Consider the following 26,897-nt stretch of genomic DNA (forward strand, 5'->3'; position numbering starts at 1 on the left):
TGCTTTCTCCGCCATCAAGGGCCCAGCGTTGCTGGGCCTTTTTTCAACGCCTTGCAAGGCGTTGCGTGTCGCTGCGCAAGAAAGACATTTAACGTGAAAAGGAACGCGGGAAGAGAGGGGGAGGTGAATATACTGCGTGCGGGTGCTCTGGATCTTTGTCTCTGGAGCCTGCGTGAAAGATACAAAGAGAAAAGCCCCGAGTCGATGTCCATCAACCCGAGGCCTACTCTAACGCGTGACAACGTTAAGTTAGCCTCTTACCCGCCGCGAGGCAAGGAGAAGAAGGCATGATGCCGAACAAACGGAGCCTGTTAAAATTGGTGGTTATTTGTGCCACGGTAATATCACTGGCATGGATAACGCGCAGCACGCTGTGTGAGCTGCGTATCCGATCGGGCACTACGGAGGTTGCGGCCATTTTGGCTTACGAATCCGAACGGTAAGGCAACCCGGCGGCGGGGGCTTTGCCTCCGCCGGCCGGCAGTCGATGCGTTGATCCATGAGCACCCATCCGTTCAAAAAAAACGGCGAGCCAAGGCTCGCCGTTTTTCATGTTGATGTCGGGGCTTATTTCAGGCCGGCGGCATCGCGCAGCAGCTCAGCTTTGTCGGTCGCTTCCCACGGGAAGTGCTCGCGGCCGAAGTGGCCGTAGGCGGCGGTTTCGCGGTAGATCGGCTGCAGCAGATCCATCATCTGGATCAGGCCGTATGGGCGCAGATCGAAGAATTCGCGCACCAGCAGCGTCAGCTGTTCGGTTGGCACTTTCTCGGTACCGAAGGTTTCCACCATGATGGAAGTCGGTTCCGCTACGCCGATAGCGTAAGAAACCTGGATCTCGCAGCGATCGGCCAGGCCGGCGGCGACGATGTTTTTCGCCACATAGCGCGCCGCGTAAGCCGCGGAACGGTCAACCTTGGACGGATCCTTACCGGAGAAGGCGCCGCCGCCGTGGCGAGCCATGCCGCCGTAGGTGTCGACGATGATCTTACGGCCGGTCAGGCCGCAGTCGCCCATCGGGCCGCCGATAACGAAACGGCCGGTCGGGTTGATGTGGTATTTGGTGCCCGCCGTCAGCCATTCCGCCGGCAGTACCGGCTTGATGATCTCTTCCATCACCGCTTCTTGCAGATCTTTCAGTGCGATGTCTTCGGAATGCTGGGTGGACAGAACGACGGCGTCGATGCCGACGATTTTGCCGTCGTCGTATTGGAAGGTCACCTGGCTCTTCGCGTCCGGGCGCAGCCACGGCAGGGTGCCGTTTTTACGCACTTCGGACTGGCGCTGCACCAGACGGTGTGCGTAGGTCACCGGAGCCGGCATCAGCACGTCGGTTTCGTTGGTGGCGTAGCCAAACATCAAGCCCTGATCGCCGGCGCCCTGCTCGAGAGGATCGGTACGGTCAACGCCCTGATTGATATCCGGGGATTGTTTGCCGATGGCGCTCAATACTGCGCAGGAGTTGGCGTCAAAGCCCATGTCCGAATGAACGTAGCCGATCTCGCGCACGGTCTTGCGGGTGATCTCTTCGATATCGACCCAGGCGCTGGTGGTGATTTCACCGCCGACCAGGACCATGCCGGTTTTCACGTAGGTTTCGCAGGCGACGCGCGCCTTCGGATCTTGTTCCAGGATGGCGTCGAGGACGGCATCGGAGATCTGATCGGCGATTTTATCTGGATGTCCTTCGGAGACGGATTCGGACGTGAAGAGGTGTTTAGCCATTGTGTTCTTTACCTTGCATAAGACGGGTTAGAAATTACTGCACAGCGCTGGAGATCCGGCATCGAAGCGAAGGGTCTTCCGCTGATGGCGCGAGATGCATCCTGCAACGCCCCTCAGGCAAAGCCGTTAAGCAGTTTATCAGTTAACCAGTATAGATGGATTAACATCTGGACGTCTATTTTAGGTCAGGGTTTAGCCAGATTGCCAGTAATTTTTTGCGCTTTCGCTCTTTTGCGCAAACGGGTTGGCGCCATTTTCATCGCTTGAAACAGTTTTCGGCGAATTTTCATTTTGCTTTTTCACCTGCTTACCGGTATAAACTGCGCGCGCGGTTCATTTGCTGCACAGTACGGCGGTCTGGCGTGGAGGAAGGTACGTTAAACTTCCGCTTTGCATTCGCCGGCATTGCGCTATTATCCGTCGCGGGCGTTCGCCGCTTCATCGAACGGTCACGTTCTTACACTATTTTAGAGGCTGGGTCGTTCACTCCGAACGGCGCGCGTGGAGGTGGTTGGATTAATGATCCGTTGTCTACCGGTTGTTGGTTCCCAACAGCAGTGCCGTTCTGGCGCACATTCTTCTGCTATTTCCCGTCTTGTCTCTCTGTCACTTACCAGGTGCGATAAACACTTGGCCGCTACTCAGGATTCTCGGGCCGGCTAACGGTCGTCTGAAGAACTGAACAAGGGTAGCCTGCAGCCTTCCTGTGGGATGTTTCTTGGCCCGATTCACGAGGTTTGAACAGGGTGTCTTACAATTATATGAGTGATAAACCGATCGCTGACCGCGAACGGCAGTTCTCTTCGCTGCCGCCGGCGCGGCTTGTTGGGTTGTTCTCGCGGGTTGTAGCTGCGATAGTGGCTGGCGGTTTCGTCAGTACGGAATGTGAGGCGAACCATGTCTGATGATCTGTTGATTCACCGTCCGCCGGTTGCGGGCGAGTCTTTATCTTTGCGCTCCATGCAGGAGGTTGCCATGAATGATCGTAATGCCAGCAAGATGCTGCGTACTTATAACGTCGCCTACTGGGGCAACAATTACTATGACGTCAACGAGCTGGGCCATATCAGCGTGTGCCCGGATCCGGATGTCCCGCAGGCGCGCGTCGATCTGGCAGAACTGGTGAAAACGCGCCAGCAAGACGGCCAACGTCTGCCGGCGCTGTTCTGCTTCCCGCAGATCCTTCAGCATCGCCTGCGTTCGATCAACGCCGCGTTCAAACGCGCGCGCGAGTCCTTCGGTTACCAGGGCGGCTATTTCCTGGTGTATCCGATCAAGGTGAACCAACATCGCCGCGTGATTGAATCGCTGGTGAATTCCGGCGAACCGCTGGGGCTGGAAGCCGGCTCCAAGGCCGAGCTGATGGCGGTGCTGGCGCATGCCGGCATGACCCGCTCGGTGATCGTCTGTAACGGTTATAAAGATCGTGAATACATTCGCCTGGCGCTGATCGGGGAAAAACTGGGGCACAAGGTGTACCTGGTGATCGAGAAGATGTCCGAGATCAACCTGGTGCTGGAAGAAGCCGAACGCTTGAACGTCATACCACGCCTGGGCGTGCGTGCGCGTCTGGCGTCGCAAGGCTCCGGCAAATGGCAGTCGAGCGGCGGCGAAAAATCCAAATTCGGTCTGGCGGCGGTGCAGGTGCTGAAGCTGGTGGAGACCCTGCGCGAAGCGGGCCGTCTCGACAGCCTGCAGCTGCTGCACTTCCACCTGGGCTCGCAGCTGGCCAACATTCGCGATATCGCCACCGGCGTGCGCGAATCGGCGCGCTTCTACGTTGAGCTGCACAAGCTGGGCGTCAACATTCAGTGCTTCGACGTGGGCGGCGGTTTGGGCGTCGACTACGAAGGCACCCGTTCGCAGTCCGATTGCTCGGTCAACTACGGCCTGAACGAATACGCCAACAACGTGATTTGGGGCATCGGCGACGCCTGTAACGAACACGGCCTGCCGCACCCGACGGTGATCACCGAGTCCGGCCGCGCCGTGACCGCGCACCACACGGTGCTGGTCTCCAACGTGATCGGCGTAGAGCGCAACGAATTCAGCGAACCGCAGCCGCCGGAAGCCGACGCCCCGCGCGCGCTGGAAAGCATGTGGGAAACCTGGCTGGAAATGAACGAGCCGGAAAACCGCCGCTCGCTGCGCGAATGGCTGCACGACAGCCAGATGGATCTGCACGACGTGCATACCCAATATGCGCACGGCATGCTGGACCTGACCAAGCGCGCCTGGGCCGAGCAGCTGTATCTGAACATCTGCAACAAGATCCAGCAGCAGCTCGATCCGAGCAACCGCGCGCACCGCCCGATCATCGACGAATTGCAAGAGCGCATGGCGGACAAGTTCTACGTCAACTTCTCACTGTTCCAGTCGATGCCGGATGCCTGGGGTATCGATCAACTGTTCCCGGTGCTGCCGCTGGAAGGGCTGGACAAGCCGCCGGAAGGCCGTGCGGTGCTGCTCGATATCACCTGCGACTCCGACGGCACCATCGACCATTACGTCGACGGCGACGGCGTGGCGACCACCATGCCGATGCCGCCGTACGATCCGGAGAACCCGCCGGCGCTGGGCTTCTTCATGGTCGGCGCGTATCAGGAGATCCTCGGCAACATGCACAACCTGTTCGGCGACACCGCCTCGGTTGACGTGTACGTGTTCCCGGACGGCAGCGTCGAGACCGAGTTGTCCGACGAGGGCGACACCGTGGCGGACATGCTGGAGTACGTGCAGCTCGATCCGAGCGCGCTGCTGTCCAAATTCCGCGATCAGGTCAAAGAAACCGATCTGGACAGCGAGCTGCAGGCGCAGTTCCTGGAAGAGTTTGAAGCCGGCCTGTACGGTTACACGTATCTGGAAGACGAGTAATGAAGTGAAGGAAGGCCGGGCGGCTTAAGGACGCCCGGCCTTTTCTTTTCTGTCGCACGACTAAGTTTTCGATGGCGTACAGGTTGCAGACAGCCATGCTGCCGTTCGAACGGCGGCGCAGGGCGTACTTAACATTACCGGGCTTTTGCCGCCCTGATGCAACGTCCAACTCTGCAGTGGTGAGTTCAACACGTTACGAAAAGTATGTTTTCTTTCATCTTCTTTATTGAATGCATCCTATATTATAAATCCATCTACTAAATACAAGAAGTCTCTGAAATTAACCTTCTCATTCACTAGTTAGATCTTTCAATTATAAAACATAACCAGTATTAGTTTTGTTGTTCATTATAAATGCGATAATTGATCAGTTTCTCTTTCATTTTACCTCTTTTTCTTGATGGGTTTGAATTTTTAATCAAGTATCTATATGGTTTTGTCTTTATGAGTGTGGTGGGTAATCTCTTTGTTTTATAAGGTGTTATATTTTATTTGTATATTTTATATTCCTGTGAATAGGGCATGATTCTGATTTTTCAAAAAACAAACCCATTAATTATGAATTATGGTTCTGTTCTTTTTGTTCCGTTTCTCTTTGTAGTTGAATTAATATTTTTAAATGACTTATTATCCTTGATGGGTTTCTGATTGCTAATGACCATCCTTAGGTTTTATAAAGCCGATGCAATGCATGGTGCCCGTATTTTTCGTGCATGCGCACCATATATTGGCATCGGTAATAACGATGCGTAGTAAACGTGGTGTTCACGCCACGGTCAATGGATGGATGTATGTATATCGATATATAACTTAGTAGTTTAAATAATATAAGGGACTTATATGAAAAAGTATCTGGTAGCTTCCGCACTGGCCTGTGCGGCGATCTCTTCCTCGGCATTTGCCGCTGATGGTGTGATTAACTTCACCGGTAAAATTGTCGATAACGCCTGTGTGGTTAACCCGACGCTGAATGTACAGATGGGCGATGTGGCGGCGGCTAAGTTTAAAAATGTGGGTGATGAGTCTGATTATAAGGAATTTACTTTGCAGCTGAAAGACTGCCCGGCCAATCTGAAAGCGGCTAAAGTGACTCTGGATGGCGCAGTGGATGATAAAGACGCTAAGCTGTTCAAATTAGACGATGGCGGTGCGGCAGGCTTGGCGCTGCGTATTAACGGGCCTGATAACGAGCACTTGCTCCCCGGCGCGGCCTCGGCGGAGATCGCCTTGAGTGAAGGTGATAACTTGCTGCCGTTCACTGTGGCTTATCGTTCGACAGATAAAGTCACCGCCGGTGATGCCAACGCCACTATCCAATTCAGCGTTTCGTATAACTAATTTTCTATCCGGGCGTTAATCTACCGGCGAAATACGCTTTCGCCGGTTATTTTACATGTTTGCGCTAGGCGGAATCGTTATTCCTCAGCGCTGATTAAAAAAATAACATCAAGGGAATGGATAAAATGAAGGCCGTCTATTTGGCACTTTGTGCCGCACTGTTAATCAACAGTTTTCAGGCCGCTGCCGGTGTGGTGATCGGCGGCACCCGGCTGGTGTACCCCGGCGGCAAGAAAGAAGCGACCATCACGGTGAAAAATCCGGACGATATTCCTTATCTGGTGCAATCGTGGGTCAACGCCGATCTGGAAGGCAACGTCAAGGCACCATTCCTGGTCACGCCGCCGCTGTTTCGTTTGAATGGCGGCAAAGAGAATACGCTGCGGGTGGTGAAAACCGCTCAGGCGCTGCCGGAAGATCGCGAGTCGGTATTCTGGTTCAGCGTCAAGACCGTGCCGCCGGAGGCGGAAGGCAAGGGCAACCATCTGCAAATCGCGGTGCGCACCCGCATCAAACTGTTCTATCGCCCGGCGTCGCTGGCCGGCTCACCGGAAGAAGCGGCGAGCAAAGTACGCTGGGAGCGCAGCGGCAATACGCTGAAAGCGATCAATGATTCCCCCTACTACCTGAGTTTCTCCACGGTCTCGGTCGCCGGTGAAAAAATCAAGGAGCCGCAGATGGTGGCGCCGTTCGCCACGCTGGCCTATACCCTGCCGCCTTCAGCCACCGGCAAACAGGTGAGCTGGCAGGTGATCAACGACTACGGCGGCCTGAGCGCGCAGCACCAACAAGCGTTGTGATGGCGCGGTTGATAACCAGGGCTGCGGTGTGAACAGGGATGTGGAACATGAACAGCAAAACAGCGCGTCGCCAATCTGGGCGGCGCGGCGAATATCGGCTGACGCCGTTGGCCTGGCAACTTGCCGGCCTGCTGATGTACAGCGGCGTGGCGCAGGCGGAATACCGTTTTAGCTCTGCTTTATTGCAGATAGGCAATACGCCGCAAACCGAAGTGGATCTGGCGTTGTTCTCTGATGAGGATAAACAGCCGCCGGGAGAGTATCGCGTTGATCTGTTCCTCAACGAGCAGCGGCTGGATACCCGTACGCTGGCCTTTTCTCTGCAGCCGGATGAGCAGGGCAAAGAGCGTCTGGCTCCTTGCCTGAAATGGGAGGACCTGAAGGGCTTTGGCGTGGATCTGGCCGCCTTTCCCGCGCTGCAGCCCTCCGAGGCGTGCATCAACTTGCCGCAGGCCATTCCCGGCGCCAGAACGGAACTGCTGTTCGAGCAACAGCAGTTGAAGCTGAGCATCCCGCAGGCGGCGTTAAAACGCCAGGCGCGCGGCTATGTGCCGCCAGAGCAGTGGGACAGCGGCATTCCGGCGTTGCTGAGCAACTATACCCTGCGTGGGGCGCACGATCGCAGCCGGCAGGGGGGCGGCAATGAAAGCAGCTATTTCGTCAATCTGCGCAATGGCGCCAACTGGGGCGCCTGGCGGTTGCGGCATGACGGCGTGTGGAACCGGAACGGCCAGGGAGAGGCGCACTGGCGCACGTTGAACAGCTATGTACAGCGAGACATCACCCCGCTGAACGGGCTGTTGACGCTGGGCGATGCCACCACGCCGGGCGATATCTTCGATTCGCTACCGCTGCGCGGCGTACAGCTGGTCTCGGTGGAGGAGATGTACCCGGACAGCCTGCGCGGCTACTCGCCGGTGGTGCGCGGCATCGCCAAAAGCAACGCGGAGGTGATCATTCGCCAGAACGGCGTGGTGGTCGATCAGCGCTATGTGCCGCCAGGCGCCTTTGAAATCAGCGACCTGTATGCGGTCTCCGGCAGCGGCGATCTGGATGTCATCATCAAAGAAAGCGACGGTACGGAACAGCGCCTGCTGGTGCCGTTTGCTTCGCTGCCGGTGCTGCAGCGCGAAGGGCGGCTCAGCTACGGCCTGGCCGCCGGGCAATACCGTGCGCAGGACGCGAGCGCCGATGACGAGAAGTTTATGCAGGGCACGCTGATCTACGGCCTGCCGCTCGGCGCCACGCTGTATGGCGGTGGCCAATGGGCCAATCGTTACCGTTCGCTGGCGCTGGGCGTGGGGCAAAACCTGGGCCGCGCCGGCGCGTTGTCGCTGGATATGACGCAAAGCTGGGCCCGGCGGCCGGAAGAGGCCGTTCAGAGGGACGATCGGCAGGGCAAAATGTGGCGTCTGCGCTATGAAAAAAGCTTCCCGCTCACCGGCACCCAGCTGAGCATGGCCGGTTATCGCCATGCCAGTGAGGGCTACACCACGTTGCAACAGGCGATGCAATCTCGCGAAAGCACAGGCAACAGCGCTACCCGCAGCCGTAAAGAACTGTCGCTGCAGCAGGGGTTGGGGCCGCTGCCAGGCTCGCTGTTCCTGAGCCTGGCGGAAGATCGGCGCTGGGGAGAACAAGGCAAGCGCCAGTCCGTCAGCCTGGGCTACAACGGCAGCATCAAAGGAGTGAGTTATGGCCTTAACTACAGCCAGAACCAGAGTTATCGGGCACAGACCGATCGCGTCGTAGCGCTGAATGTCAGCATTCCACTGAACCTGTGGGCACACAACACCTGGGCCGGTTACGGCATCAGCAATAGCAACAACGGCAAAACGTTGCAGACGCTGGGGCTGAACGGCACCGCGCTGGAAGGCGATAACCTGAACTGGGGGCTGACCGGCGGCTATGGCAATCAAGGGGAGGGCGAGAACGGCAATCTGGCGCTGGGCTATCGCGGCAGCAAGGCGTTGCTTGGCGCCGGGCTGAGCAACGATGGGCAGCGCCAGCGGCTGAATTACGACATTCAGGGCGGGGTGTTGCTGCATGCCGGCGGTGTGACGCTGTCGCAACCGCTTAACGATACGGTGGCGCTGGTGCGCGCGCCGGGTGCCGGCGGGGTCAGCGTGGTGAATCAGGTGGGGGTGAAAACCGATAGCCGCGGCTATGCGGTGGTGCCTTATCTCTCTGCCTATCGCCAGAATGCGATCGCGCTGGATCCGACCACCCTGGCGGACAACGTGGAGCTGGGGCTGACCAGCCAGACGGTGATCCCAACCCGTGGCGCGGTGGTGCTGGCGGATTATCAAACCAAGGTAGGCGCACGGATGATGATGACGCTGACGCGCGCCGATGGCCGGCCGGTGCCGTTCGGTGCGATTGCCAGGCTGACGGGCGCAGGCGGTGACGGCAGCATTGTCGGCGACGGCGGGCAGCTGTTCCTGGCCGGCATGCCGGCCAACGGCATGCTGCACGTGCAGTGGGGCAAACAACCGGACCAGCAATGCCAGGTCGTCTACAGCCTGCCGGAAACGGCCGGCCCGGAGATCCCAGAGATAGCGGCAGAGTGTCGTTAAGGAGCAAAGGATGAAAGCGGGAGTATGGATGCTCGGCCTGTGCGGGCTGTGGGCAGCGGGCGGCGCCTGGGGAGCGGAATGTCCGCCGGCCGGCAACCCGGAACGGCTGCTGTTCGACATTCCGGCGCAGACGTTGCAACGCGATCTGCCGGTCGGCAGCGTGGTGTGGCAGGGCACGCGCCAGGTGCAGCAAGCCGCGTCGCTGGCGCCCTGTGCGGGAGCGGAAGACGCACGTCTCAACCTGTTGGGCAGCGATAGCGGGTTGAAAAGCGGCAACAGCGCGGTCTACGGCACGAATATCGGCGGCCTGGGCTACGCATTGGATACCAGCGCTTCGTTTAGCGATGGCTGGCCCGCCAACGGCACCATTGCTGCCGGAAAAGAGCAAATCAGCCTGCGGCTGGTGGTGACCGGGCCGCTGGCCTCCGGCGTGTTGGCGACGGAAACCCTGGCCCGCCGCACGCTCAACGGCCAGCCGGTGCTGGATATCGCCTTGCAAAAGCCGGTTGCCATCACCCGGCTGGCCTGTGAGCTGCAGGGCGGCCGCAACCGCACGGTGGCGTTGGGCGAGGTGGCGCGCAGCGATTTTCGCGGCGTGGGCAGCACGCGCGGCGAACAGCCGTTCTTGCTGGATCTGGCCTGCGATGCCGGCGCCCGGGTCAATATTCAGTTCGATGGCATCGCTGCAGAGGATGACCTGCCCGGCGTGTTGGCGCTGGTTAACCCCGATGCGCAGGCCAGCGCGCGCGGCGTCGGGGTGCAGTTGCTCTACCGCGGCGTGCCGCTGACGCTGGGCGAACGGCTGCCGCTGGAAACGGCCTTACAGGGTCTGCGCAGCTACCCGTTCAGCGCCCGTTATTACCAAACGCAACCGCAGATCGCCGCCGGCGAGGCCAACGCGGTAGCAACCTTTAGCCTCACCTATCAATAAGGACAAAGATAATGATGAGAAAAATAGCACTGCCCCTGACGCTGCTCGGCGCCGCCGTGTTGGCGCCGCCGCTGCAGGCGGCGGATGGGAATATTAATGTGACTGGCAGGGTGGTGGAGAATGCCTGTGTAGTCGATGCGGGCTCTAAGAATCAGATTCTGAATTTAGGAACGACGACCTCTCATGGCGGGCATAAAAAATTTAATATTGTGTTACAGGATTGCCCGGCGAGTATTTCGCAGGTACGTGTGAGGTTTGAAGGGACTGCGGCGAATCCAAACGGCTGGGATTGGGAAAAAAGTGTGTTCGCGGCCAATAATAGCTCTGAGCCGGGCGCTGCCAAAGGCGTTGGTTTTATGATTTACTATTATCCAGAAACAACCTATACGTCTACCCGTCTCGCTCCTAATGAACTCAGTGAACTCTTTACATTGAAGACTGGGACTGTAAATAGATTAGAATTTACCACTTATGCAATAATGACAGACGCATATGCCTCTGCTGTTGAGTTCGGAAAGGCCATTGCTGATATTCAATTTAGTATTGTTTATCCATAAATAAATTAACTTTATTATATATAGACGCCGACATACTTTTAACGGCCATTTATAATGAATGCTAAAAGGATTTTCTATGAAAAAAGTAATTTATTTCCTGACCAGTGGCCTGCTCGGAAGTGCTCTGCTCACGGCTCATGCGAGCGATGGCAACTTGCGTATTATTGCCGATATTGTAAAGCCTACTTGTAATCTGCAGACAAAAAGCTTGACTGTAGGGCTAGGGGATTTTGATGCTACTGAACTGAATAAGATAAATGCGACCAGTGCATGGGTGCCATTCAAGTTTAAATTTTCAGATTGCGTTCCCAGTACTTATGTTTGGTTTGAATTTGAAGGCGAAACACCAGATTCTAGCTCTGGTATATTTATGCTGGATAATTCATCTGAAAGCGCCAAAGGTTTAGGTCTGCAAATCAGTCGCTATCAAATGGATGAGCTGATCTTTTATCCTAACAGAAGCGACTATGCTGATAGTGTAAGTAATAGTGGTGAGGTAGGGTTGTTTGCTCGTTATAAAACCTACGCTTTACCCATTGCATCAGGAAAAGCTAATGCCACCATTCAGTTTAGCGTGACTTATAAGTAATTTTAGATGCGTGCTTTTCCCTCTGAATGCTGATTTTTCAGGTGGCAGGATATGCTTAAGCTGGCCAATTTTTTGATTAAGTGGAATTCACGATCTCACTAGCCAGAGTAAGAGAACTTGGAATGAAATCACTTGGCGATGAACTTTAACTGTACCTGTAAATAATGACAAAAATAGTAATAAGGAAGAGAGCGATAGTAAAAAGTAAATCAGCGGCGCGGCTGCCTATGTTGTTACGAAAGTGCAAAGCGCCACCCCCGGCAGCGCCAACCTGACCACGCAGATTAGCCTGGTTTATCCATAATAACCGGGCCTGTTTTAGCGCGATGATTGTTTGGCATTGTCAGCAATATAAGGAAATTAATGATGATAGCAACAGTAAAAAAAGTGCCGCTGCTGGCCTTACTCAGTGCGGCAATGTTATCTCCGCCGCTATACGCAGCGGACGGCAATATTAACGTCACCGGCCGGGTGTTGGAGAATGCCTGTGTGGTAGCCGCCGAGTCGAAGAATATCATGGTGGATTTCGGTGAGCAGGCGGGTAATTCCTCGTTGGCCGGCCGTGGTTATGGTGGGCAAACCATAAGGCTTCTGGATTGCCCTTCGGGGGCTAAGCAGGTAAAGATTAGATTTGAAGGTACCGGGTACGGGGATGTTTTTTCCCCCGATAATCAGGGACAGCCGGGAGCAGCACAGAACGTAGGCTTCGGGATATACAATGTGGGTGATTACTCTGATATTAAAGTTAACGGTGAATCGAAGCCTTATGAGCTGAAAAACAGCGGTTCCGGCAGTGCGAATGATCTTCATTTTGGTGTGTCGATACGTTGGCTTAATGGCGGCGAGAGCCAGCCCATCCCACTTGGTGAGGCGACGGGCGCTATTCAGTTCAGCATTCTTTATAACTAAGCCCGCTATGGCCTATTTTTAGGGCGGCGAAGGAAAATATGATGAATAAAGCAATCAAAAGCATCGTTCAGGGCTTGTCAATCTGCCTGATTGGCCTGGCCTGTGCGGCACAGGGTGCAGACGGTACCATCAAAACTAAAGTGAAGTTTATTCAGTTTACCTGCAATCTGACGGCCGCGAGCAAGAACATGAGCGTGCCGCTGGGGGATATTAACCGCAGTCAGCTGGCTAAAACCGGGAGCCTGAGTTCGCCTGTGTTGTTTGAATTAAAAGCGACCGGTTGCCCGAGAGCAAGCAAAGATACTTCCGTTACAGTGCGTTTTTCAGGCACGGCCGCAGCGGAGGATAGTCAGGCTTTTGCTTTGGATCAAGACAGTGTGGCGTTGGGGGTCGCAGTGAAGATAGCGAATGAGAGCTATAATGGCGTCTATGATTATTTCGTTATGCCCAATAATAATTGGTGGGGGAGGAGCTTTTATCCAAATTCTGAGGGTGAGCTAACCATGAAGTACGCGGCGCAGTATGTTGCCCTGAATGATCACGTTACTCCCGGTACGGCCAACCTGACGACCCAAATTGACTTGTATTACAATTGAGCTACCCTGTCCAATGGCGTAGACAAATGGGCGGATGATATTTTTAGAATTAAGGTGTAGTAGCTCTACTAACAGAGAACATTGATTATATTGATCAATATAACCCAGCTGCGAGTAGAAAGTTGCACAGCTAAATTGTACATGCTCCGAGAATCTGCCTAAGCACCCTTATCTTTATCGCTTTGGCAGGGGCTCTGGTTCACGGGAGATTATTGTTCAGCCTAACTATCTTATTATTTGCCACATCAATGAGTTGTAAATGGAAATTTTACGTGCGCTACATGCTCGCCGGGAATGTCCTTAAATCATACAAGGAGAGACCAAAATGAAAAATACTGTAATTGGAATGCTTGCTCTGTTAGGTTTCACGGGGCCAGTCGTTGCAGCCTGCCCAGACGGAAATACAGTGGTGACTAAATCAGGGTACTATGCCGCGCTCAACGATGAGTCTTATAGAAAAATGACCTCTATTATCGAATCTGGAAATACATCGGAATTATCTCCTTTATTATCAGAGCATTCTGTCATTGCACTTCCTGCCGGCATTGAGGTTTGTATCACTGATAGAAGGAAAGGATTCCAGCAATATCGAAAACACATAACTATCCCTAATAAGCCTGGTGCTTATTGGGTGCCTGATGCGGCATTGAACGAGATTGAGTAAACGCCTGATGTCTCTTCAATAAAAGTCGTTGACCCGATTCGTTCTTGCCGACTAGGCGTGAGCCGGAAAAACATAAACGCATGGCTGTTTCAACAGCGCAAAGCTGTAGTCGCTACAGGGATGGGAGTCTGGAGTAGGCCGCGAACAACGTCACCATTTTATGGTCCCTGCATAAAGTGGAGAACTGCGCAAGCAGCGTTCCGCATCTGTTCTTGGGCACGAAGCTATGCCCCCTTGAAGCATGAGCAAAATGCGGCCATAATCTGCCGTATCGGTAGCACCGAAACACACATCGAATAAATCCCTTTCTCGTCGGGCTAACGACGCGGGAGGGATTTTTTTTTGTAACGGCCCGGCGTCTGCGCCCGGCAACTTGTTGAACTACGAGGGTTTACTATGAGCACCTTAGGCCATCAGTCCGATAATTCATTAGTGTCCAACGCCTTTGGTTTCCTGCGCTTTCCGCTGAACTTCATGCCTTACGACAGCGATGCAGAGTGGGTCATCACCGGCATTCCGTTTGACATGGCGACCTCCGGCCGCGCCGGCGGCCGTCATGGCCCGGCGGCTATCCGTCAGGTGTCCACCAACCTGGCCTGGGAAGGCAATCGTTGGCCGTGGAGCTTCGATCTGCGCGATCGCCTGAATGTGGTTGACTGCGGCGACATCGTGTTCAACTTCGGCGATGCGCAGGACATGAGCGACAAGCTGCAGGCGCACGCGGAGAAACTGCTGAAGGCAGGTAAGCGCATGCTCTCGTTCGGCGGCGACCACTTCGTCACTCTGCCGCTGCTGCGTGCGCACGCCAAGCATTTCGGCAAGCTGGCGCTGGTGCACTTCGATGCCCATACCGATACCTACGCCAACGGCAGCAAGTTCGACCACGGCACCATGTTCTATCATGCGCCGAACGAAGGCCTGATCGATCCACATCACTCGGTGCAGATCGGCATTCGCACCGAGTTCGATCATGACAACGGCTTTACCGTACTGGACGCCGCGCAGGTGAACGATCGCAGCGTGGACGACCTGCTGACGCAGATCAAAGGCATCGTCGGCGATATGCCGGTATACCTGACCTTCGACATCGACTGTCTGGATCCGGCGTTCGCACCGGGCACCGGCACGCCGGTGATCGGCGGGTTGACCTCCGATCGCGCGCTGAAACTGGTGCGCGGCATGCAGTCGCTGAACATCGTCGGCATGGACGTAGTGGAAGTGGCGCCGGCTTATGACCAGTCCGAGATCACTGCGCTGGCTGCGGCGACGTTGGGTCTGGAGATGCTGTACCTGCAGGCGGCCAAGAAACACGCGTGACGCCGGGCCACGCCTCGCTGAAAAAGCGGCTCCCATCGTATGGGGGCCGCTTTTTTTTATTTCGTTTGTCGCCATCCGCGCGGCGATTTTCAGTCTGTTGCAACGCCTTTGCGCAAGCCTGCGCAGAAATGAAACTGAGCCAGTAAAAAGGAACCGCGACAACGGAGAGGATGAATATACTGCGCGCGGGTGCTCTGGATCTTTGTATCTGGAGCCTGCGTGAAAGGTACAAAGAGAAAAGCCCCGAGTCGATATTCATCAACCCGAGGCCTACTCTAACGCCAGCAACGTTAAGTTAGCCTCTTACCCGCCGCGAGGCAAGGAGAAGAAGGCATGATGCCGAACAAACGGGGCCTGTTAAAATTGGTGGTTATTTGTGCCACGGTAATATCACTGGCATGGATAACCCGCAGCTCGCTGTGTGAGCTGCGGATCCGATCGGGCACTACGGAGGTTGCGGCCATTTTGGCTTACGAATCCGAACGGTAAGGCAACCTGGCGACGGGGGATGTGGTTGGTGGCGTCCAGATCCCTGAGCACCCACTCACAGCATTCGGTTTCTCGTCACAGAGGAGAGAGAAACGGGTTTATGCCCGTTTAACCTGTCGCGCCAGCAACATACGGCTAAACAGCGCGCCGCCCGCCAGCAGCGTCAGCAGCTGTGAGGCAATCAGCACCGCAAAGCCCGAGGACACCTTGCCCTGGCTGGCCATCACCATGCCCATCGCCATCGGCACGAACGCCGAGAATAGATTACCGATGCCGTTAATCAGCCCATAGGCGCTGCCGACCGCCTCCGGCCGCGCATAATGCTGCAGCAGCGTGGGGATCGCCGCGCCCTGCGCGCCCCAACAGGCATTGGCCGCCAGCAGGAAGAAGGCGATCCAGCCAAGCTGATGGCTGTTCATTACGCCATAGATGCACAGTGCGGTCGCCGCGCCGCCAAAGACGAAGATCAGCGGCGCCTGATAAGGACGGATGCGATCGAGCAACGCGCCGCCGAGGTATTTGGAGGCGATGCTGACGATGAAAGGCAGCGCGGCCATCCAGCCCATTTGCTTGATGGAGAACCCCTTTTCATCGGTCAGGTAAGCCGGCAGCCAGGCGCTGGAGCCCCACAGGTAACTGAGCGTGGCGATCTCGATCAGCAGGATCCAGCCGAGCATCGGCGTGCGCCAGGCCAGCGCAAAGGTGTGCCAGACGCGGCTTAGCACCGGTTGCGGATCGGCGGGGCGTGAAGATGAAGATAAGGCGAGCGGATGAACGAACAACCGCACCGACGCCAGGCCCAGCAGCAGGTTGAGCAGCGCCAGCAGGTGAAACGACATCGCCCAGCCGAAGTGCGCCATCAGAAAACTCACCAGCGGAAAGCCGAGCACCAGCCCCAACGAGACGCCCAGCGCGCTGACCGCGTTGGGCTTGCCGCGCTCGTCGGCGGTGAAATGATCGCTGATGTACATGGTTTTCAGCGAGAACAGCGGCCCTTCGCTGACGCCAAGCAGCGCGCGCACCACGCACAGCAACAGCAGCGATCCCGCCAGCGGCGAGGCGGCGGTGAGCAGCGCCCACAGCACCACGCTCAGCGTCAGCGCGCGGCGGTAACCCATCAGCGTTTCCAGAAACGGCGTCAGCAACATGGCGGACAGGCCGTAACCGAGTAAAAACACCGTCATCAGCGTGCCCTGGTGAGCGCGGTCACCGCCGAGTTGAAAGTGTTGCAGGAAGTCGGGATTGACCAACATCACGGCGATATTAACCCGATCCGCATAGGCGATAACGATCAGAAACAGCAGGGCGATCACCCCAAACCAGCGTTGACGTTGTTGCACGGCGCGTTCCTCAGTGCGAGCGGTTGACGAATTCAGGCAGCAGTAAACTCACCCGAGGATGCCATTTGGCGCAAACGCGGGGATGGGGCTGATTGATGTAAATTTATTGTTATCAAATAGGGTGTAAAAGACAGAGAGAAAACACTTTTACGCGCAATGCGCCGCCGGGATCAACGCATTTTTTGCCATAAATTAGCGAGGGAGCGCACAACTGACATAGGTTTTTCATATCGGTGCATGATTTCGTGATCTTTCCCGCATTTGTCATTTTTAAACAACCTTTCATTAACATTTGCCGTTCCGCTCGCTTGACGAAAGTTTCGCCAGACTTATAGTGGCTGTATTAAATAAGAAACTGAGTTTCATATATGAAACAATCAGATAGAGGATAAAAGCAATGAGCTGGAAGAATGTGTGCGAAGTGTCTCAGGTGAAAGAAGATTTTCCTTTCTCCGGCAAAGTGGAAGGAAAGGAGATCGGGGTGTACCTGCTCGACGGTAACTACTACGCGCTGGAAGACGTCTGCCCGCATGCTTATGCCTTGCTCAGCCAGGGGTTTGTAGACGACGGCAAGGTTGAGTGCCCGCTGCACGAAGCGCTGTTTGACGTGCGTACCGGCCAGTGCCTGCGCGAGCCGGGCGGCCGCGATCTGCAAACCTATCCCACCCGGGTGGTCGACAACCAAATCCAGATCACCTTTATCGCGGAGGAGTAATCATGCAGCACATCACCGATTTCAATCCCTGGCTGCCGGACACCCAACAGGTGACGCCGGCCCGCGAAGGCGGCAACGGTCAAATCCATCAGCCGGGCCAGTTCCGCAATGTCATCTGGCAAAACCGTGCCCGGGTGCCGGACGGCTTCGAAACCGCCCTGGTGGCGGCGCTGGAAACGATCTTCGATCAGGGGGCGGAAGAGCTGGAGCAGATCGTCAGCGCGTTGAATCAGCGTCGTCTGTTCGATCGCAGCGGCCAGCCGTGGAATGAGGCGACGTTCCGCGAATTCCTTCACGTTAACGGTTTCTGAGCGACACCCGGGAGAAGACAATGACAGCAAACACAACATCCTCCGAACAGAGCTTGCAGGACTATCTTGACCAGGGGCTGCGCGGCATGTGGTATCCGGTGCTGGCCAGTTGGGAAGTGGGCAACAACCCGGTCGGCATCACCCGCCTGGAGCAGCAAATCGTGGTGTGGCGCGACGCTGAAGGCCAGATCCACGCGCTGGAAGACCGCTGCCCGCACCGTGGCGCGCGGCTTTCCATGGGGTGGAACCTCGGCGATCGCATCGCCTGTTGGTATCACGGGGTGGAAGTCGGCGGCGACGGGACGGTGAAAGACGTGCCGGCGGTGGATCGCTGCCCGCTGGTGGGGCAAAAATGCCTGCGATCTTACCCGGCCAAAGAAGCCTATGGCGCGGTGTTCCTCTATTTCGGCGTGACGGCGGATGAAGCGCCGGCGGAGCTGACTTTCCCGCAAGAGCTGGCGGACGAAGCGTCGTACAGTCATTTTCTGTGCACCGCCAGCTGGAACTGCAACTACCAGTACGCCCTGGAAAACGTGATGGATCCGATGCACGGCACCTACCTGCACTCCTCTTCACACTCGATGGCGGAAGGTGATCGCAAGGCGGACATGGCGCTGGAGCCGACCGACAGCGGTTTCATCTTCAAGAAAAACGGCCAGATCGGCGTCAACTTCGACTGGGTGGAATTCGGCAACAGCGGCGCGTATTGGATGCGCCTGTCGATCCCGTACAAGAAGCGCTTCGGGCCGGGCGGTCACTTCTGGATCATCGGCATGGTGGTGCCGGAGGACAAGGATCACTGCCGGGTATTCTTCTGGCGCATTCGTAAGGTCAAAGACTGGCAGCGCGACATGTGGCGCTTCATGTACCGCAACCGCCTGGAATCGTTGCATTGGGACGTGCTCGAGCAGGATCGCATCGTGCTTGAGAACATGGCGCCTAACGCCCGCGGCCGCGAATATCTGTACCAGCACGACGTCGGTCTTTCTCGCCTGCGCCGCCTGATGCAGAAAGAGGCGCAAAAACAGCTGGCGACGCTGCGCGAGCGGGAGGCGGCGCAGTGAACGGCCTGCTGAACGGTAAACGCATCGTGGTCACCGGCGCGGCGCGCGGCCTGGGCTACAGCTTCGCCGCCGCCATCGCCGCTGCCGGCGCGCAGGTGGTGATGTGCGATATTTTGGCGGATGAGCTGGCGGCGAGCGGCGCCGCGCTGCGCGAGCAGGGCGCTCAGGTGGAAACGCAAACCATCGATCTGGCGTCACCGGATTCGATCCGTTCGGCGTTCGAGAAGATCGCCGCAGGCGGCGGGATCGACGGCCTGGTGAACAACGCGGCGCTGGCGACCGGCGTCGGCGGCAAAACCATGATGGAATACGATATCGAACTGTGGGATCGGGTGATGCAGGTCAACGTGCGCGGCACCTGGCTGGTGAGCCAGGCGGCGGTGCCGCTGCTGGCGCGCAACCCGCACGCCAAGATCGTCAACGTGGCGTCGGACACCGCGCTGTGGGGCGCGCCGCGCCTGATGGCCTATGTCGCCAGCAAAGGCGCGCTGATCGCGATGACCCGATCGATGGCGCGTGAGCTGGGCCCGCAGGGGATCTGCGTCAACGCCATCGCGCCGGGCCTGACGCGGGTGGAAGCTACCGAGTATGTGCCCGCCGAGCGCCACCAGCTGTACGAGCAGGGGCGCGCGTTGGTCGGGGCGCAGCACCCGGACGATGTGAACGGTACGGTGCTTTATCTGCTGTCGCCGCTGGCGGATTTCGTCACCGGTCAACTGCTGCCGGTCAACGGCGGCTTCGTATTCAACTGACGGCCCGCAGGGCAGGCGCACAGCGCAGGAGCGAGAGATGGCGGACGAGCAAGCATGTAAATATCTGATCCCGGGGCTGGATCGCGGGTTGCAGTTGCTGCTGGCGTTTGGCGAGCAGCATAAGGAGATGACCTTCGCCGAGTTGCATCGCCTGGTCGATATGCCGAAGGCCACCGCTTATCGCGTGGTGCAGACGCTCGAACACCTCGGCTTTCTGGAGCGCAATCCGCGCACCAACACCTTTGCGCTCGGCATCAAGGTGCTGCGCCTCGGCTTCGAATATATCGCGTCGCTGGACGTGGCGCAGGCCGGCCAGCCGGTGATCGAGCAGCTGCGCGATCGCAGCCAGTGCAGCAGCCATCTGGCGATCCGCGACGGGCGTGACGTGATCTATATCGCCCGCGTCAGCGCCGCCGGTTCGCAGATCAATCAGGTCAGCGTCGGCACCCGCTTGCCGGTGCACCAAACCTCGCTCGGCCGCATGTTGTTGACCAGCGCGACTCGCAGCGAGTTCGAACAACTGTATCCAGACGCGCAGCTGCCGGGCAATGCGCCGGGCACCCCGGCGGATCGCGAAACGCTGTGGCAAATGGTGCAGCAAGACAAGGCGCGCGGCTATGTGATCGGCGAATCGTTCTTCCGCCACGGCATCTCCTCGATCGTCTACCCGATCTTCAACCGCGAGCAGCGGGTCGAGGCGGTGGTCAGCATCATGGTGCCGTCCGATGAGATCCCGAAAGCGGATCGCGAGCGGCTGCGCATGGAAGTGCGTGACGCGGCGGAGAAAATTTCCGGCTTCCTCGGCGCGCCGCCGCAGGCCAACGTCGGCTAACCGACAGGACCGACTCTTTTACTCAGGCAGGGACAAGGCCCGTAGCAAACAGGGGCCGGGGTTCACTCATGCCTGAAAACCGTATGCAGCGAGAACGTGAGGCTGAACAATGAGCGTAATCGGAATCGAAAAACTGGAATTTGGCGTCGAAGATCTGCCAACCTGCGAAAAATTCATGCAAGACTTCGGCCTGCAGCCCGCCACGCAACATTGGGGCGAACCGCAGCGCGAATTCACTACCCTGAGCGGGGCGCGGGTTGTCCTGCATCCGCTGCAAAGCGCGGTGCTGCCTGCGGCGTTTGAAGGCGGTTCCACCCTGCGCCGCATGACCTGGGGCGTGGCCTCGCCCGCCGATCTGGCGCGCCTGCAGCCGCGTTTGGCGCTGATGCCCGGCTTCCGTCAGGTGGGAGAAGAGCTGGAATGCCTCGATCCCAACGGCATGACGTTGCGCTTCGTCGTCAGCCGCCAGCAGGCGGTCGAGGTGCCGGTCACGCCGATCAACCAATGGGGCGACGTGCGCCGCATCGATCAACCCAGCCCGGTCTATTCGCAGGCGCAGCCGATCAACATTGGCCACGTGGTGTTCTTCGTTGAAGATCTGGCGGCGACCGAGCGTTTCTACCGCGAGCTGTTGGATTTCCAGGTTTCCGATCGCTATATCGATCGCGCCGTCTTCCTGCGCACCCAGGCGCGCGGCGGCCACCATAACCTGTTCCTGCTGAAGCTGCCGAATCGCCCACGCGGCCTGAACCACGTGGCGTTCACCGTGCGCGATATCCACGAAGTGATCGGCGGCGGCATTGCCATGAACAAAGAGCAGTGGAGCACCTTTATCGGCCCCGGCCGTCACCCGATCTCCTCGGCCTATTTCTGGTACGTCAACAGCCCGGCCGGCGGCGCGTTCGAGTACTACACCAACGACGATTATCTGACGGAAAACTGGCAGCCGCGCGAGCTGGAACATTCGCTGGTCTCCTTCACCGAATGGGCGGTAGAGGGCGGCATCGATCACGACACGCGCCGTCAGCATAAAAAGGCGGAGGCGTTATGAACCGGCCGGAGCAGGCGGGCATCGTCATCGTCGGCGGCGGCCAGGCCGGCGGTTGGGCGGCCAAGACGCTGCGCGACCGGGGTTACAGCGGCCGGCTGACGGTTGTCAGCGACGAACCCTACGATTTTTACGAGCGGCCGCCGCTGTCGAAAGCGGCGCTGCTGGATGCCGCGGCGCCCCTCAGCCGGCTGTTCAGCGAACAGACGGTGGCGGAGCTGAATATCGACTGGCGCCGCCCGCTGCGCGCCGAGTCCATCGACGCTGAACAGCAAATCGTTACGCTCAGCGACGGGCAGCGGCTGCAGTTCGAGCAGTTGCTGATCGCCACCGGCGGGCGGCCGCGTTTGCCGAGCGCCGCCTGGGCGCAGCACCCGCGCGTGATGACGCTGCGTTCCTGGGACGATGCGGCCCGGTTGCGGCAGGGGCTGCAGGGCTGCCGTCGCCTGGCTATCGTCGGCGGCGGTTGGATCGGGCTGGAGATCGCCGCTTCCGCGCGCCGTCTCGGCGCCGAGGTGACGGTGTTTGAACGCCAACCCGCGCTGTGCATGCGCAGCGTCGGCGCCGATGTCTCACAGACGTTGCTCGAACTGCATCGCCGGCAGGGCGTCACGGTGCTGTGCGGCTGCGGTGAGATCTCGCTGGAAGATCGCGACGGCGCCGCCTGGATCGGCAGCGAAGTCAGCGATCCGCAAGCCTTCGATCTGGTAGTGGTGGGGATCGGCGTCGAGCTGAATCTCGAACTGGCGCGCAGCGCAGGGCTGGCGATCGAGTCCGGCATTGTGGTCGACGGCCAGGGGCGCACCAGCCATCCGGCGATCTTCGCCGCGGGCGATGTGGCGCGTCACCCGACGCTTGGCCTGTGCCTGCAGTCCTGGGCCTACGCGCAAAATCAGGCCATCAGCACCGCCTGCGCGATGCTCGACGCCTTCGCCGCCCCGTATGACGACGTGGCCTGGCTGTGGTCGGATCAATATGACGTCAATATCCAGATCCTCGGCGTGCCGAGCGGCGGTGTGCACCATGTGGTGCGCCGCACGCCGCAGTCGCAGGTGTTCTTCACGCTGAACGCCGATCGGCAGCTGGTGCAGATGGTGGCGTTCAACGACGCGCGCGCCATCAAGCTCGGCAAGCGTTGGTTGGCGAGTGGCCGGGTGCTGGATCCGCAGCAACTGGCGGATGCGGAGTTTTCTTTGATGGCGTTGAAATAACGCCCGAACCTCGGGAGCGTTTTATGACTACGCAAGACATTGACGCCCGCGCTGGACGGGCGGGGGAAACCGTTGCCGAAAATCCGCAGCAGCGGGTGCGCTGGTCGGTGCCGATCGCGCTGTTTGCCTGCGTGCTGCTGGCGTTTTTCGACAAGATCAGCATCGCGGCGCTGTTTTCCGACGCCGAGTTTCAGCAGGCGTTGGGCATCGGTTTTGACCCGGCGCGGCTGGGCTTGCTGATGAGCGCGTTTCTGTTCTCCTACGGCATTTCCTCCATGCTGCTCAGCGGCATCGGCGATCGGCTTAATCCGGTCAAGGTATTGATTGGCATGATGGTGGTATGGGGCGTGCTGATGGTGTTGATGGGGCTGGTGCGTTCCTATCACGCCATGATGACGCTGCGCATCCTGCTCGGCATCGCCGAAGGGCCGCTGCTGCCGATGGCCTACGCCATTATTCGTCAGGCTTTCCCGCCGCAGCTGCAGGCGCGCGCCACCATGCTGTGGTTGCTCGGCACGCCGCTGGGGGCCGCGCTCGGCTTCCCGGTCACCCTGTACATTCTCAATACCTTCGACTGGCAGGCCACCTTCTTCTTTATGGCGTTTCTGACGCTGCCGGTGATGTTGCTGGTGCTGTTCGGCATGCGCCACCTGAACGTCGCGCGTCCGGCGGCGGCGGCCAAGCCGGCGGTGTCCGAACGCAAACAGCATCGCCGCGAGCTGCTGCGCAGCCCGCATTTCTGGATGATTTGCCTGTTCAACATCGCCTTCCTGACCTACCTGTGGGGCATGAACGGCTGGCTGCCGAGCTATCTGATCAAGGGCAAAGGCATTCATCTGGAACATGCCGGTTACCTCTCTTCGCTGCCGTTCATCGCCATGCTGCTCGGCGAAGTGCTGGGCGCCTGGCTGTCGGACAAGCTGGATCGCCGCGCGCTGGCCTGCTTCCTGTCGCTGTGCGGTGCCGGCCTCGGTCTGGCGGTGGTGTTGCACCTGCAGGGTACCTACAGCGTGATCGCCGCCATGGCCTTCAGCACCTTTATGTGGGGCGCCGGCGCGCCGAATATTTTCGCGCTGTTGGCGAAGGCCACCAGCAGCAAGGTGAGCGCCACCGCCGGCGGCATCTTCAACGGGTTGGGCAATTTTGCCGGTGCGCTGGCGCCGGTGCTGATGGGGGCGCTGATCGCCGCCACCGGCAATATGGATAACGGCCTGCTGTTCCTGGTGGTGATGGCTTTCGTCGGCTGCCTCATTCTGCTGCCGTTGCTGAGAAAGTACTGATTAATCAATCGATTCAACAGAGGAGTGACAACATGTCTCAGGTTGAGAACAAAGCCGGCGTCAAGCCGCAGGATCTGTCGATGGAAAATTGGGTGGAGTCGCGCATCGCCCGTTTCGAGGGCCGCAAATATGACTGGAACGCGCTGAAATTCCAGGCCGACTTCGACCCGAAATACCGCCGCGCGCAGATGCGCTACATCGGCACCGGCGCCACCGGCGTGGCCAGCGATGCCAACACCATTCCGGCAGGCAACTTCACCTTCTCCACCATGGTGCTGCCTTCGAAGTGCGAGGGCCCGCTGCACCTGCATGATGACGTGGAAGAAGTGTTCTTCATGCTGAAAGGCAGCATCACGCTGATGATTCAGGATGGCGAAGAGTATTACGAAACCAGGCTGAAAGAGCGCGATCTGATCTCGGTGCCGGCGGGGGTGTATCGCGGCCTGTTCAACCACGGCGAGGAAGAGGCGCTGATGTGCGTGATGCTCGGCACCGCCAAGCCGGAGATCCCGACCTATCCGGCGGATCACCCGCTGTCCAAAGTGAAGCGCAACTGATGAACGGCCTGGCGCAACGCCAACGGGCGCGCTGCGGGGCGTACACCCTGAGCTGGCGCGAGGCCGGGCAGGGGCGGCCGGTGGTGTTGCTGCATGGCATCAGCTCCGGATCCGCCTCGTGGATCAAGCAGTTCAACGATAACGGCCTGACGGACGGCCACCGTCTGGTGGCATGGGACGCGCCGGGCTACGGCGGCAGCCTGCCGTTGGCGGATCCGCAGGCCGATGCTGCCGGTTATGCGGCGGCGTTGGCGGCGCTGATTGATGAGCTGCAGCTGGTGCAGCCGCTGATCGTCGGCCATTCGCTGGGGGCGCTGATCGGCAGCGCCTATGCCGCCGGCTATCCGGATGGGCTGTGTGGGCTGGTGTTGGCGGATCCGGCGCAGGGCTATGCCACGGCGCCGGAGGAAAAGCGTCGGCAGGTGTACGGCCAGCGCCAGCAGATGATAGAGACGCTGGGGCCGGTGGGCTACGGCGAGCAGCGGGCGGCGGCCTTGCTGCGTGAAGGGGCGGATCCGCAGGATATCGCCTGGGTGCGCAACGGCATGCAGCAGCTCGATCCCGACGGTTTTCTGAGTGCCGCCTGGATGCTGGCCAACGATGATATCGGCCGTTATCTGGCGCGCTATCGTGGCCCGCTGGAGGTGTGGTGCGGCGAACAGGATCGCATTACGCCACCGGAGAAGGCGGCCGAGCTGGCGGGTGAGCAGGACGCGGCGCTGCGTCTGATCGCCGCCGCCGGTCATGCCAGCTACCTCGATGCGCCGGCGTGTTTCAACCGCTATCTGCGGGACTTTACGGGAGCAATCCAACGATGAATTTTCAGCTTGAGGATCGGGTGGCGGTGGTGACCGGCGGCTCGTCGGGCATCGGTTTCGAAACCCTGAAGCTGCTGCTGGCCGAAGGGGCGAAAGTGGCGTTCTGCGGCCGCGATCCGGACAAACTGGCCGGCGCAGCAGCCAGCCTGCGCGCGGACTTCCCGCAGGCGGATATCCTGGCGCTGCGCTGTGACGTACTGGACGCGCAGCAGGTGGCGCAGTTCGCCGCTCAGGTGACGGCGCATTTCGGCGGCGTGGATCTGCTGATCAACAACGCCGGTCAGGGCTTCGTCGCCCATTTTGACCAGACGCCGCGCGAGGCCTGGCTGCATGAGGCCGAGCTGAAGCTGTTCGGCGTGATCAACCCGGTGCAGGCGTTCTTACCGGCGCTGGAACGATCGGCGATCGCGTCTATCACCTGCGTCAACTCGCTGCTGGCGCTGCAGCCGGAAGAGCACATGATCGCCACCTCGGCGGCGCGTGCCGCGCTGCTCAACATGACGCTGACGCTGTCGAAAGAGCTGGTGGGCAAAGGCATTCGCGTTAACTCGATCTTGCTGGGGATGGTGGAGTCGGGCCAGTGGCGCCGCCGTTTCGACGATCGCAGCGATAAAGATCAAAGCTGGGAGCAGTGGACGGCGGCGATCGCCGAACGCCGCGGCATCCCGATGAAACGCCTCGGCAAGCCGCAGGAGCCGGCGCAGGCGCTGTTGTTCCTCGCTTCGCCGCTGGCTTCCTTTACCACCGGCGCGGCGCTGGACGTTTCCGGCGGCTTTAACCGCCATGTGTAGCAGGGGCCGAGAAAGATGAAGAAGATCATGATGATTGGCTACGGCGCAATGGCGAAGGAAGTGATCGCCCGTCTGCCGGAAGGCGTGGAGGTCGGCTGGATCCTGGCGCGCGCAGCTCATCATGCGGCGATCGCCGAGGCCTTCGGCGGGCGGGTGCAGGCGCTGACCCATCCGGAGCAGTGTTCGCAGCGGCCGGATTTGGTGCTGGAGTGCGCCAGCCAGCAGGCGGTAGCGGAGTTTGGCGAGGCGGTGCTGCAGCGCGGTTGGCCGCTGGCGGTGATCTCGACCGGCGCGCTGGCGGACGCCGCATTGCAACAGCGGTTGCAGCAGGCCTGCCGCAGCCATCACGGGCAACTGATCGTGCTGTCCGGCGCGGTGGCGGGCATGGACGGGCTGGCGTCGGCGCGCGAAGGCGGGCTGGAGAGCGTGACCTATCAGGCCAGCAAAAGTCCGGCCAGCTGGCGCGGCAGCCCGGCGGAGCAGCTGATCGACCTCGATGCGGTGCGCGAGGCGCAGGTATTTTTTGAAGGGTCGGCGCGTGAAGCGGCGCGTTTGTTCCCGGCCAACGCCAACGTGGCGGCCACCATTGCGCTCAACGGCCTGGGGATGGACGCCACCCGGGTGCGCCTGCAGGTCGACCCCGCCACCCGACGCAATACCCATCGCCTGCAGGTGTGCGGCGACTTTGGCGAGTTTCACATCGAGCTGAGCGGCACCCCGCTGGCGAGCAATCCCAAAACATCAACCCTGGCGGCGCTGAGCGCGGTACAAGCCTGCCGCCGTCTGGTGGACGGCGGTTTTATTGCCTGAACGGCA

The 26,897-nt window shown here is 58.8% G+C and carries 27 protein-coding genes; 25 read left to right on the forward strand and 2 right to left on the reverse strand.

The features are described from left to right. Positions 1–290: 290 nt before the first annotated feature. Complete coding sequence (locus WFM45_RS16940) at positions 291–443, forward strand: Hok/Gef family protein (protein WP_004937610.1); 153 nt, start codon at positions 291–293, stop codon at positions 441–443. Between the two features lie 124 nt (positions 444–567). On the opposite strand, the gene metK is transcribed toward WFM45_RS16940, so the two are convergent. Further along, a complete protein-coding gene (gene metK, locus WFM45_RS16945) occupies positions 568–1,722 on the reverse strand; it encodes a methionine adenosyltransferase (protein ID WP_004937596.1) in 1,155 nt (384 codons plus the stop codon). An 897-nt stretch (positions 1,723–2,619) separates the two neighbouring features. Between metK and speA the strand changes: the two genes are divergently transcribed. From speA to WFM45_RS17005, 12 genes are all read left to right on the forward strand, one after another. Beyond that, positions 2,620–4,596, forward strand: a complete 1,977-nt coding sequence (gene speA, locus WFM45_RS16950; RefSeq protein ID WP_004937600.1) for a biosynthetic arginine decarboxylase — start codon at positions 2,620–2,622, stop codon at positions 4,594–4,596. An 840-nt stretch (positions 4,597–5,436) separates the two neighbouring features. Further along, positions 5,437–5,934, forward strand: coding sequence for a fimbrial protein (locus tag WFM45_RS16955; RefSeq protein ID WP_099982580.1), 498 nt, complete (start codon positions 5,437–5,439; stop codon positions 5,932–5,934). Between the two features lie 125 nt (positions 5,935–6,059). After that, entirely contained in the window at positions 6,060–6,734 is a 675-nt protein-coding gene (locus WFM45_RS16960) for a fimbrial biogenesis chaperone (RefSeq protein WP_085337134.1), read from the forward strand. 47 nt (positions 6,735–6,781) lie between these two features. Continuing rightward, entirely contained in the window at positions 6,782–9,310 is a 2,529-nt protein-coding gene (locus tag WFM45_RS16965) for a fimbria/pilus outer membrane usher protein (RefSeq protein ID WP_336956524.1), read from the forward strand. Positions 9,311–9,320: 10 nt separating this feature from the next. Continuing rightward, positions 9,321–10,241, forward strand: a complete 921-nt coding sequence (locus tag WFM45_RS16970) for a fimbrial protein (protein ID WP_336956526.1) — start codon at positions 9,321–9,323, stop codon at positions 10,239–10,241. Between the two features lie 11 nt (positions 10,242–10,252). Continuing rightward, the gene (locus WFM45_RS16975) at positions 10,253–10,798 is read left to right on the forward strand and encodes a fimbrial protein (protein ID WP_166445397.1); all 546 of its coding nucleotides are present in this window, start codon (positions 10,253–10,255) and stop codon (positions 10,796–10,798) included. Between the two features lie 76 nt (positions 10,799–10,874). Continuing rightward, the gene (locus WFM45_RS16980) at positions 10,875–11,387 is read left to right on the forward strand and encodes a fimbrial protein (protein WP_166445396.1); all 513 of its coding nucleotides are present in this window, start codon (positions 10,875–10,877) and stop codon (positions 11,385–11,387) included. 363 nt (positions 11,388–11,750) lie between these two features. Next, positions 11,751–12,296 (forward strand): fimbrial protein, encoded by a 546-nt coding sequence (locus tag WFM45_RS16985; RefSeq protein WP_166445395.1) that lies wholly within the window; start codon positions 11,751–11,753, stop codon positions 12,294–12,296. Positions 12,297–12,337: 41 nt separating this feature from the next. After that, positions 12,338–12,892, forward strand: a complete 555-nt coding sequence (locus WFM45_RS16990; RefSeq protein WP_208020758.1) for a fimbrial protein — start codon at positions 12,338–12,340, stop codon at positions 12,890–12,892. Between the two features lie 325 nt (positions 12,893–13,217). Further along, positions 13,218–13,556 carry a hypothetical protein gene (locus tag WFM45_RS16995; RefSeq protein WP_243750841.1) on the forward strand — a complete coding sequence of 113 codons (339 nt, stop codon included), beginning with the start codon at positions 13,218–13,220 and terminating at the stop codon, positions 13,554–13,556. Positions 13,557–13,952: 396 nt separating this feature from the next. Continuing rightward, a complete protein-coding gene (speB, locus tag WFM45_RS17000) occupies positions 13,953–14,873 on the forward strand; it encodes an agmatinase (protein WP_004937606.1) in 921 nt (306 codons plus the stop codon). A 336-nt stretch (positions 14,874–15,209) separates the two neighbouring features. Then, positions 15,210–15,362, forward strand: a complete 153-nt coding sequence (locus WFM45_RS17005) for a Hok/Gef family protein (RefSeq protein ID WP_033633582.1) — start codon at positions 15,210–15,212, stop codon at positions 15,360–15,362. Positions 15,363–15,460: 98 nt separating this feature from the next. Here WFM45_RS17005 and WFM45_RS17010 read toward each other — a convergent pair whose 3' ends face one another. Continuing rightward, positions 15,461–16,702: an MFS transporter gene (locus WFM45_RS17010; protein ID WP_336956531.1), complete on the reverse strand. Its 1,242-nt coding sequence runs from the start codon at positions 16,700–16,702 to the stop codon at positions 15,461–15,463. Between the two features lie 397 nt (positions 16,703–17,099). Between WFM45_RS17010 and WFM45_RS17015 the strand changes: the two genes are divergently transcribed. From WFM45_RS17015 to WFM45_RS17070, 12 genes are all read left to right on the forward strand, one after another. Then, positions 17,100–17,417 carry a non-heme iron oxygenase ferredoxin subunit gene (locus WFM45_RS17015; protein WP_004937614.1) on the forward strand — a complete coding sequence of 106 codons (318 nt, stop codon included), beginning with the start codon at positions 17,100–17,102 and terminating at the stop codon, positions 17,415–17,417. A gap of 2 nt (positions 17,418–17,419) precedes the next feature. Continuing rightward, positions 17,420–17,728, forward strand: coding sequence for a recombinase-like helix-turn-helix domain-containing protein (locus WFM45_RS17020; RefSeq protein WP_004937617.1), 309 nt, complete (start codon positions 17,420–17,422; stop codon positions 17,726–17,728). 20 nt (positions 17,729–17,748) lie between these two features. Beyond that, positions 17,749–18,792: an aromatic ring-hydroxylating oxygenase subunit alpha gene (locus WFM45_RS17025; RefSeq protein WP_033632121.1), complete on the forward strand. Its 1,044-nt coding sequence runs from the start codon at positions 17,749–17,751 to the stop codon at positions 18,790–18,792. Continuing rightward, positions 18,789–19,544, forward strand: a complete 756-nt coding sequence (locus WFM45_RS17030) for an SDR family oxidoreductase (RefSeq protein WP_099982591.1) — start codon at positions 18,789–18,791, stop codon at positions 19,542–19,544. The genes WFM45_RS17025 and WFM45_RS17030 overlap by 4 nt, the downstream gene beginning before the upstream one ends. Positions 19,545–19,581: 37 nt before the next feature. After that, positions 19,582–20,376 (forward strand): IclR family transcriptional regulator, encoded by a 795-nt coding sequence (locus tag WFM45_RS17035; RefSeq protein ID WP_004937625.1) that lies wholly within the window; start codon positions 19,582–19,584, stop codon positions 20,374–20,376. Positions 20,377–20,485: 109 nt separating this feature from the next. Then, complete coding sequence (locus WFM45_RS17040) at positions 20,486–21,427, forward strand: VOC family protein (protein ID WP_336956533.1); 942 nt, start codon at positions 20,486–20,488, stop codon at positions 21,425–21,427. Continuing rightward, on the forward strand, positions 21,424–22,635 hold the full coding sequence (locus WFM45_RS17045) for an NAD(P)/FAD-dependent oxidoreductase (protein ID WP_336956534.1): 1,212 nt from the start codon (positions 21,424–21,426) through the stop codon (positions 22,633–22,635). Before WFM45_RS17040 ends, WFM45_RS17045 begins: the two co-directional genes overlap by 4 nt. A gap of 23 nt (positions 22,636–22,658) precedes the next feature. Continuing rightward, positions 22,659–23,915 carry an MFS transporter gene (locus WFM45_RS17050; protein ID WP_015379009.1) on the forward strand — a complete coding sequence of 419 codons (1,257 nt, stop codon included), beginning with the start codon at positions 22,659–22,661 and terminating at the stop codon, positions 23,913–23,915. Positions 23,916–23,947: 32 nt separating this feature from the next. Then, entirely contained in the window at positions 23,948–24,472 is a 525-nt protein-coding gene (locus WFM45_RS17055; RefSeq protein WP_004937634.1) for a cupin domain-containing protein, read from the forward strand. Then, on the forward strand, positions 24,472–25,290 hold the full coding sequence (locus tag WFM45_RS17060) for an alpha/beta fold hydrolase (RefSeq protein ID WP_015379008.1): 819 nt from the start codon (positions 24,472–24,474) through the stop codon (positions 25,288–25,290). Before WFM45_RS17055 ends, WFM45_RS17060 begins: the two co-directional genes overlap by 1 nt. After that, the gene (locus WFM45_RS17065; protein ID WP_004937639.1) at positions 25,287–26,081 is read left to right on the forward strand and encodes an SDR family oxidoreductase; all 795 of its coding nucleotides are present in this window, start codon (positions 25,287–25,289) and stop codon (positions 26,079–26,081) included. Before WFM45_RS17060 ends, WFM45_RS17065 begins: the two co-directional genes overlap by 4 nt. A 15-nt stretch (positions 26,082–26,096) precedes the next feature. Next, entirely contained in the window at positions 26,097–26,891 is a 795-nt protein-coding gene (locus WFM45_RS17070) for an aspartate dehydrogenase (protein ID WP_160126123.1), read from the forward strand. Positions 26,892–26,897: the final 6 nt, after the last annotated feature.

Origin of the sequence: Serratia sp. KG1D, from assembly GCF_037150675.1 — a bacterium.
GTDB lineage: Bacteria > Pseudomonadota > Gammaproteobacteria > Enterobacterales > Enterobacteriaceae > Serratia > Serratia nematodiphila.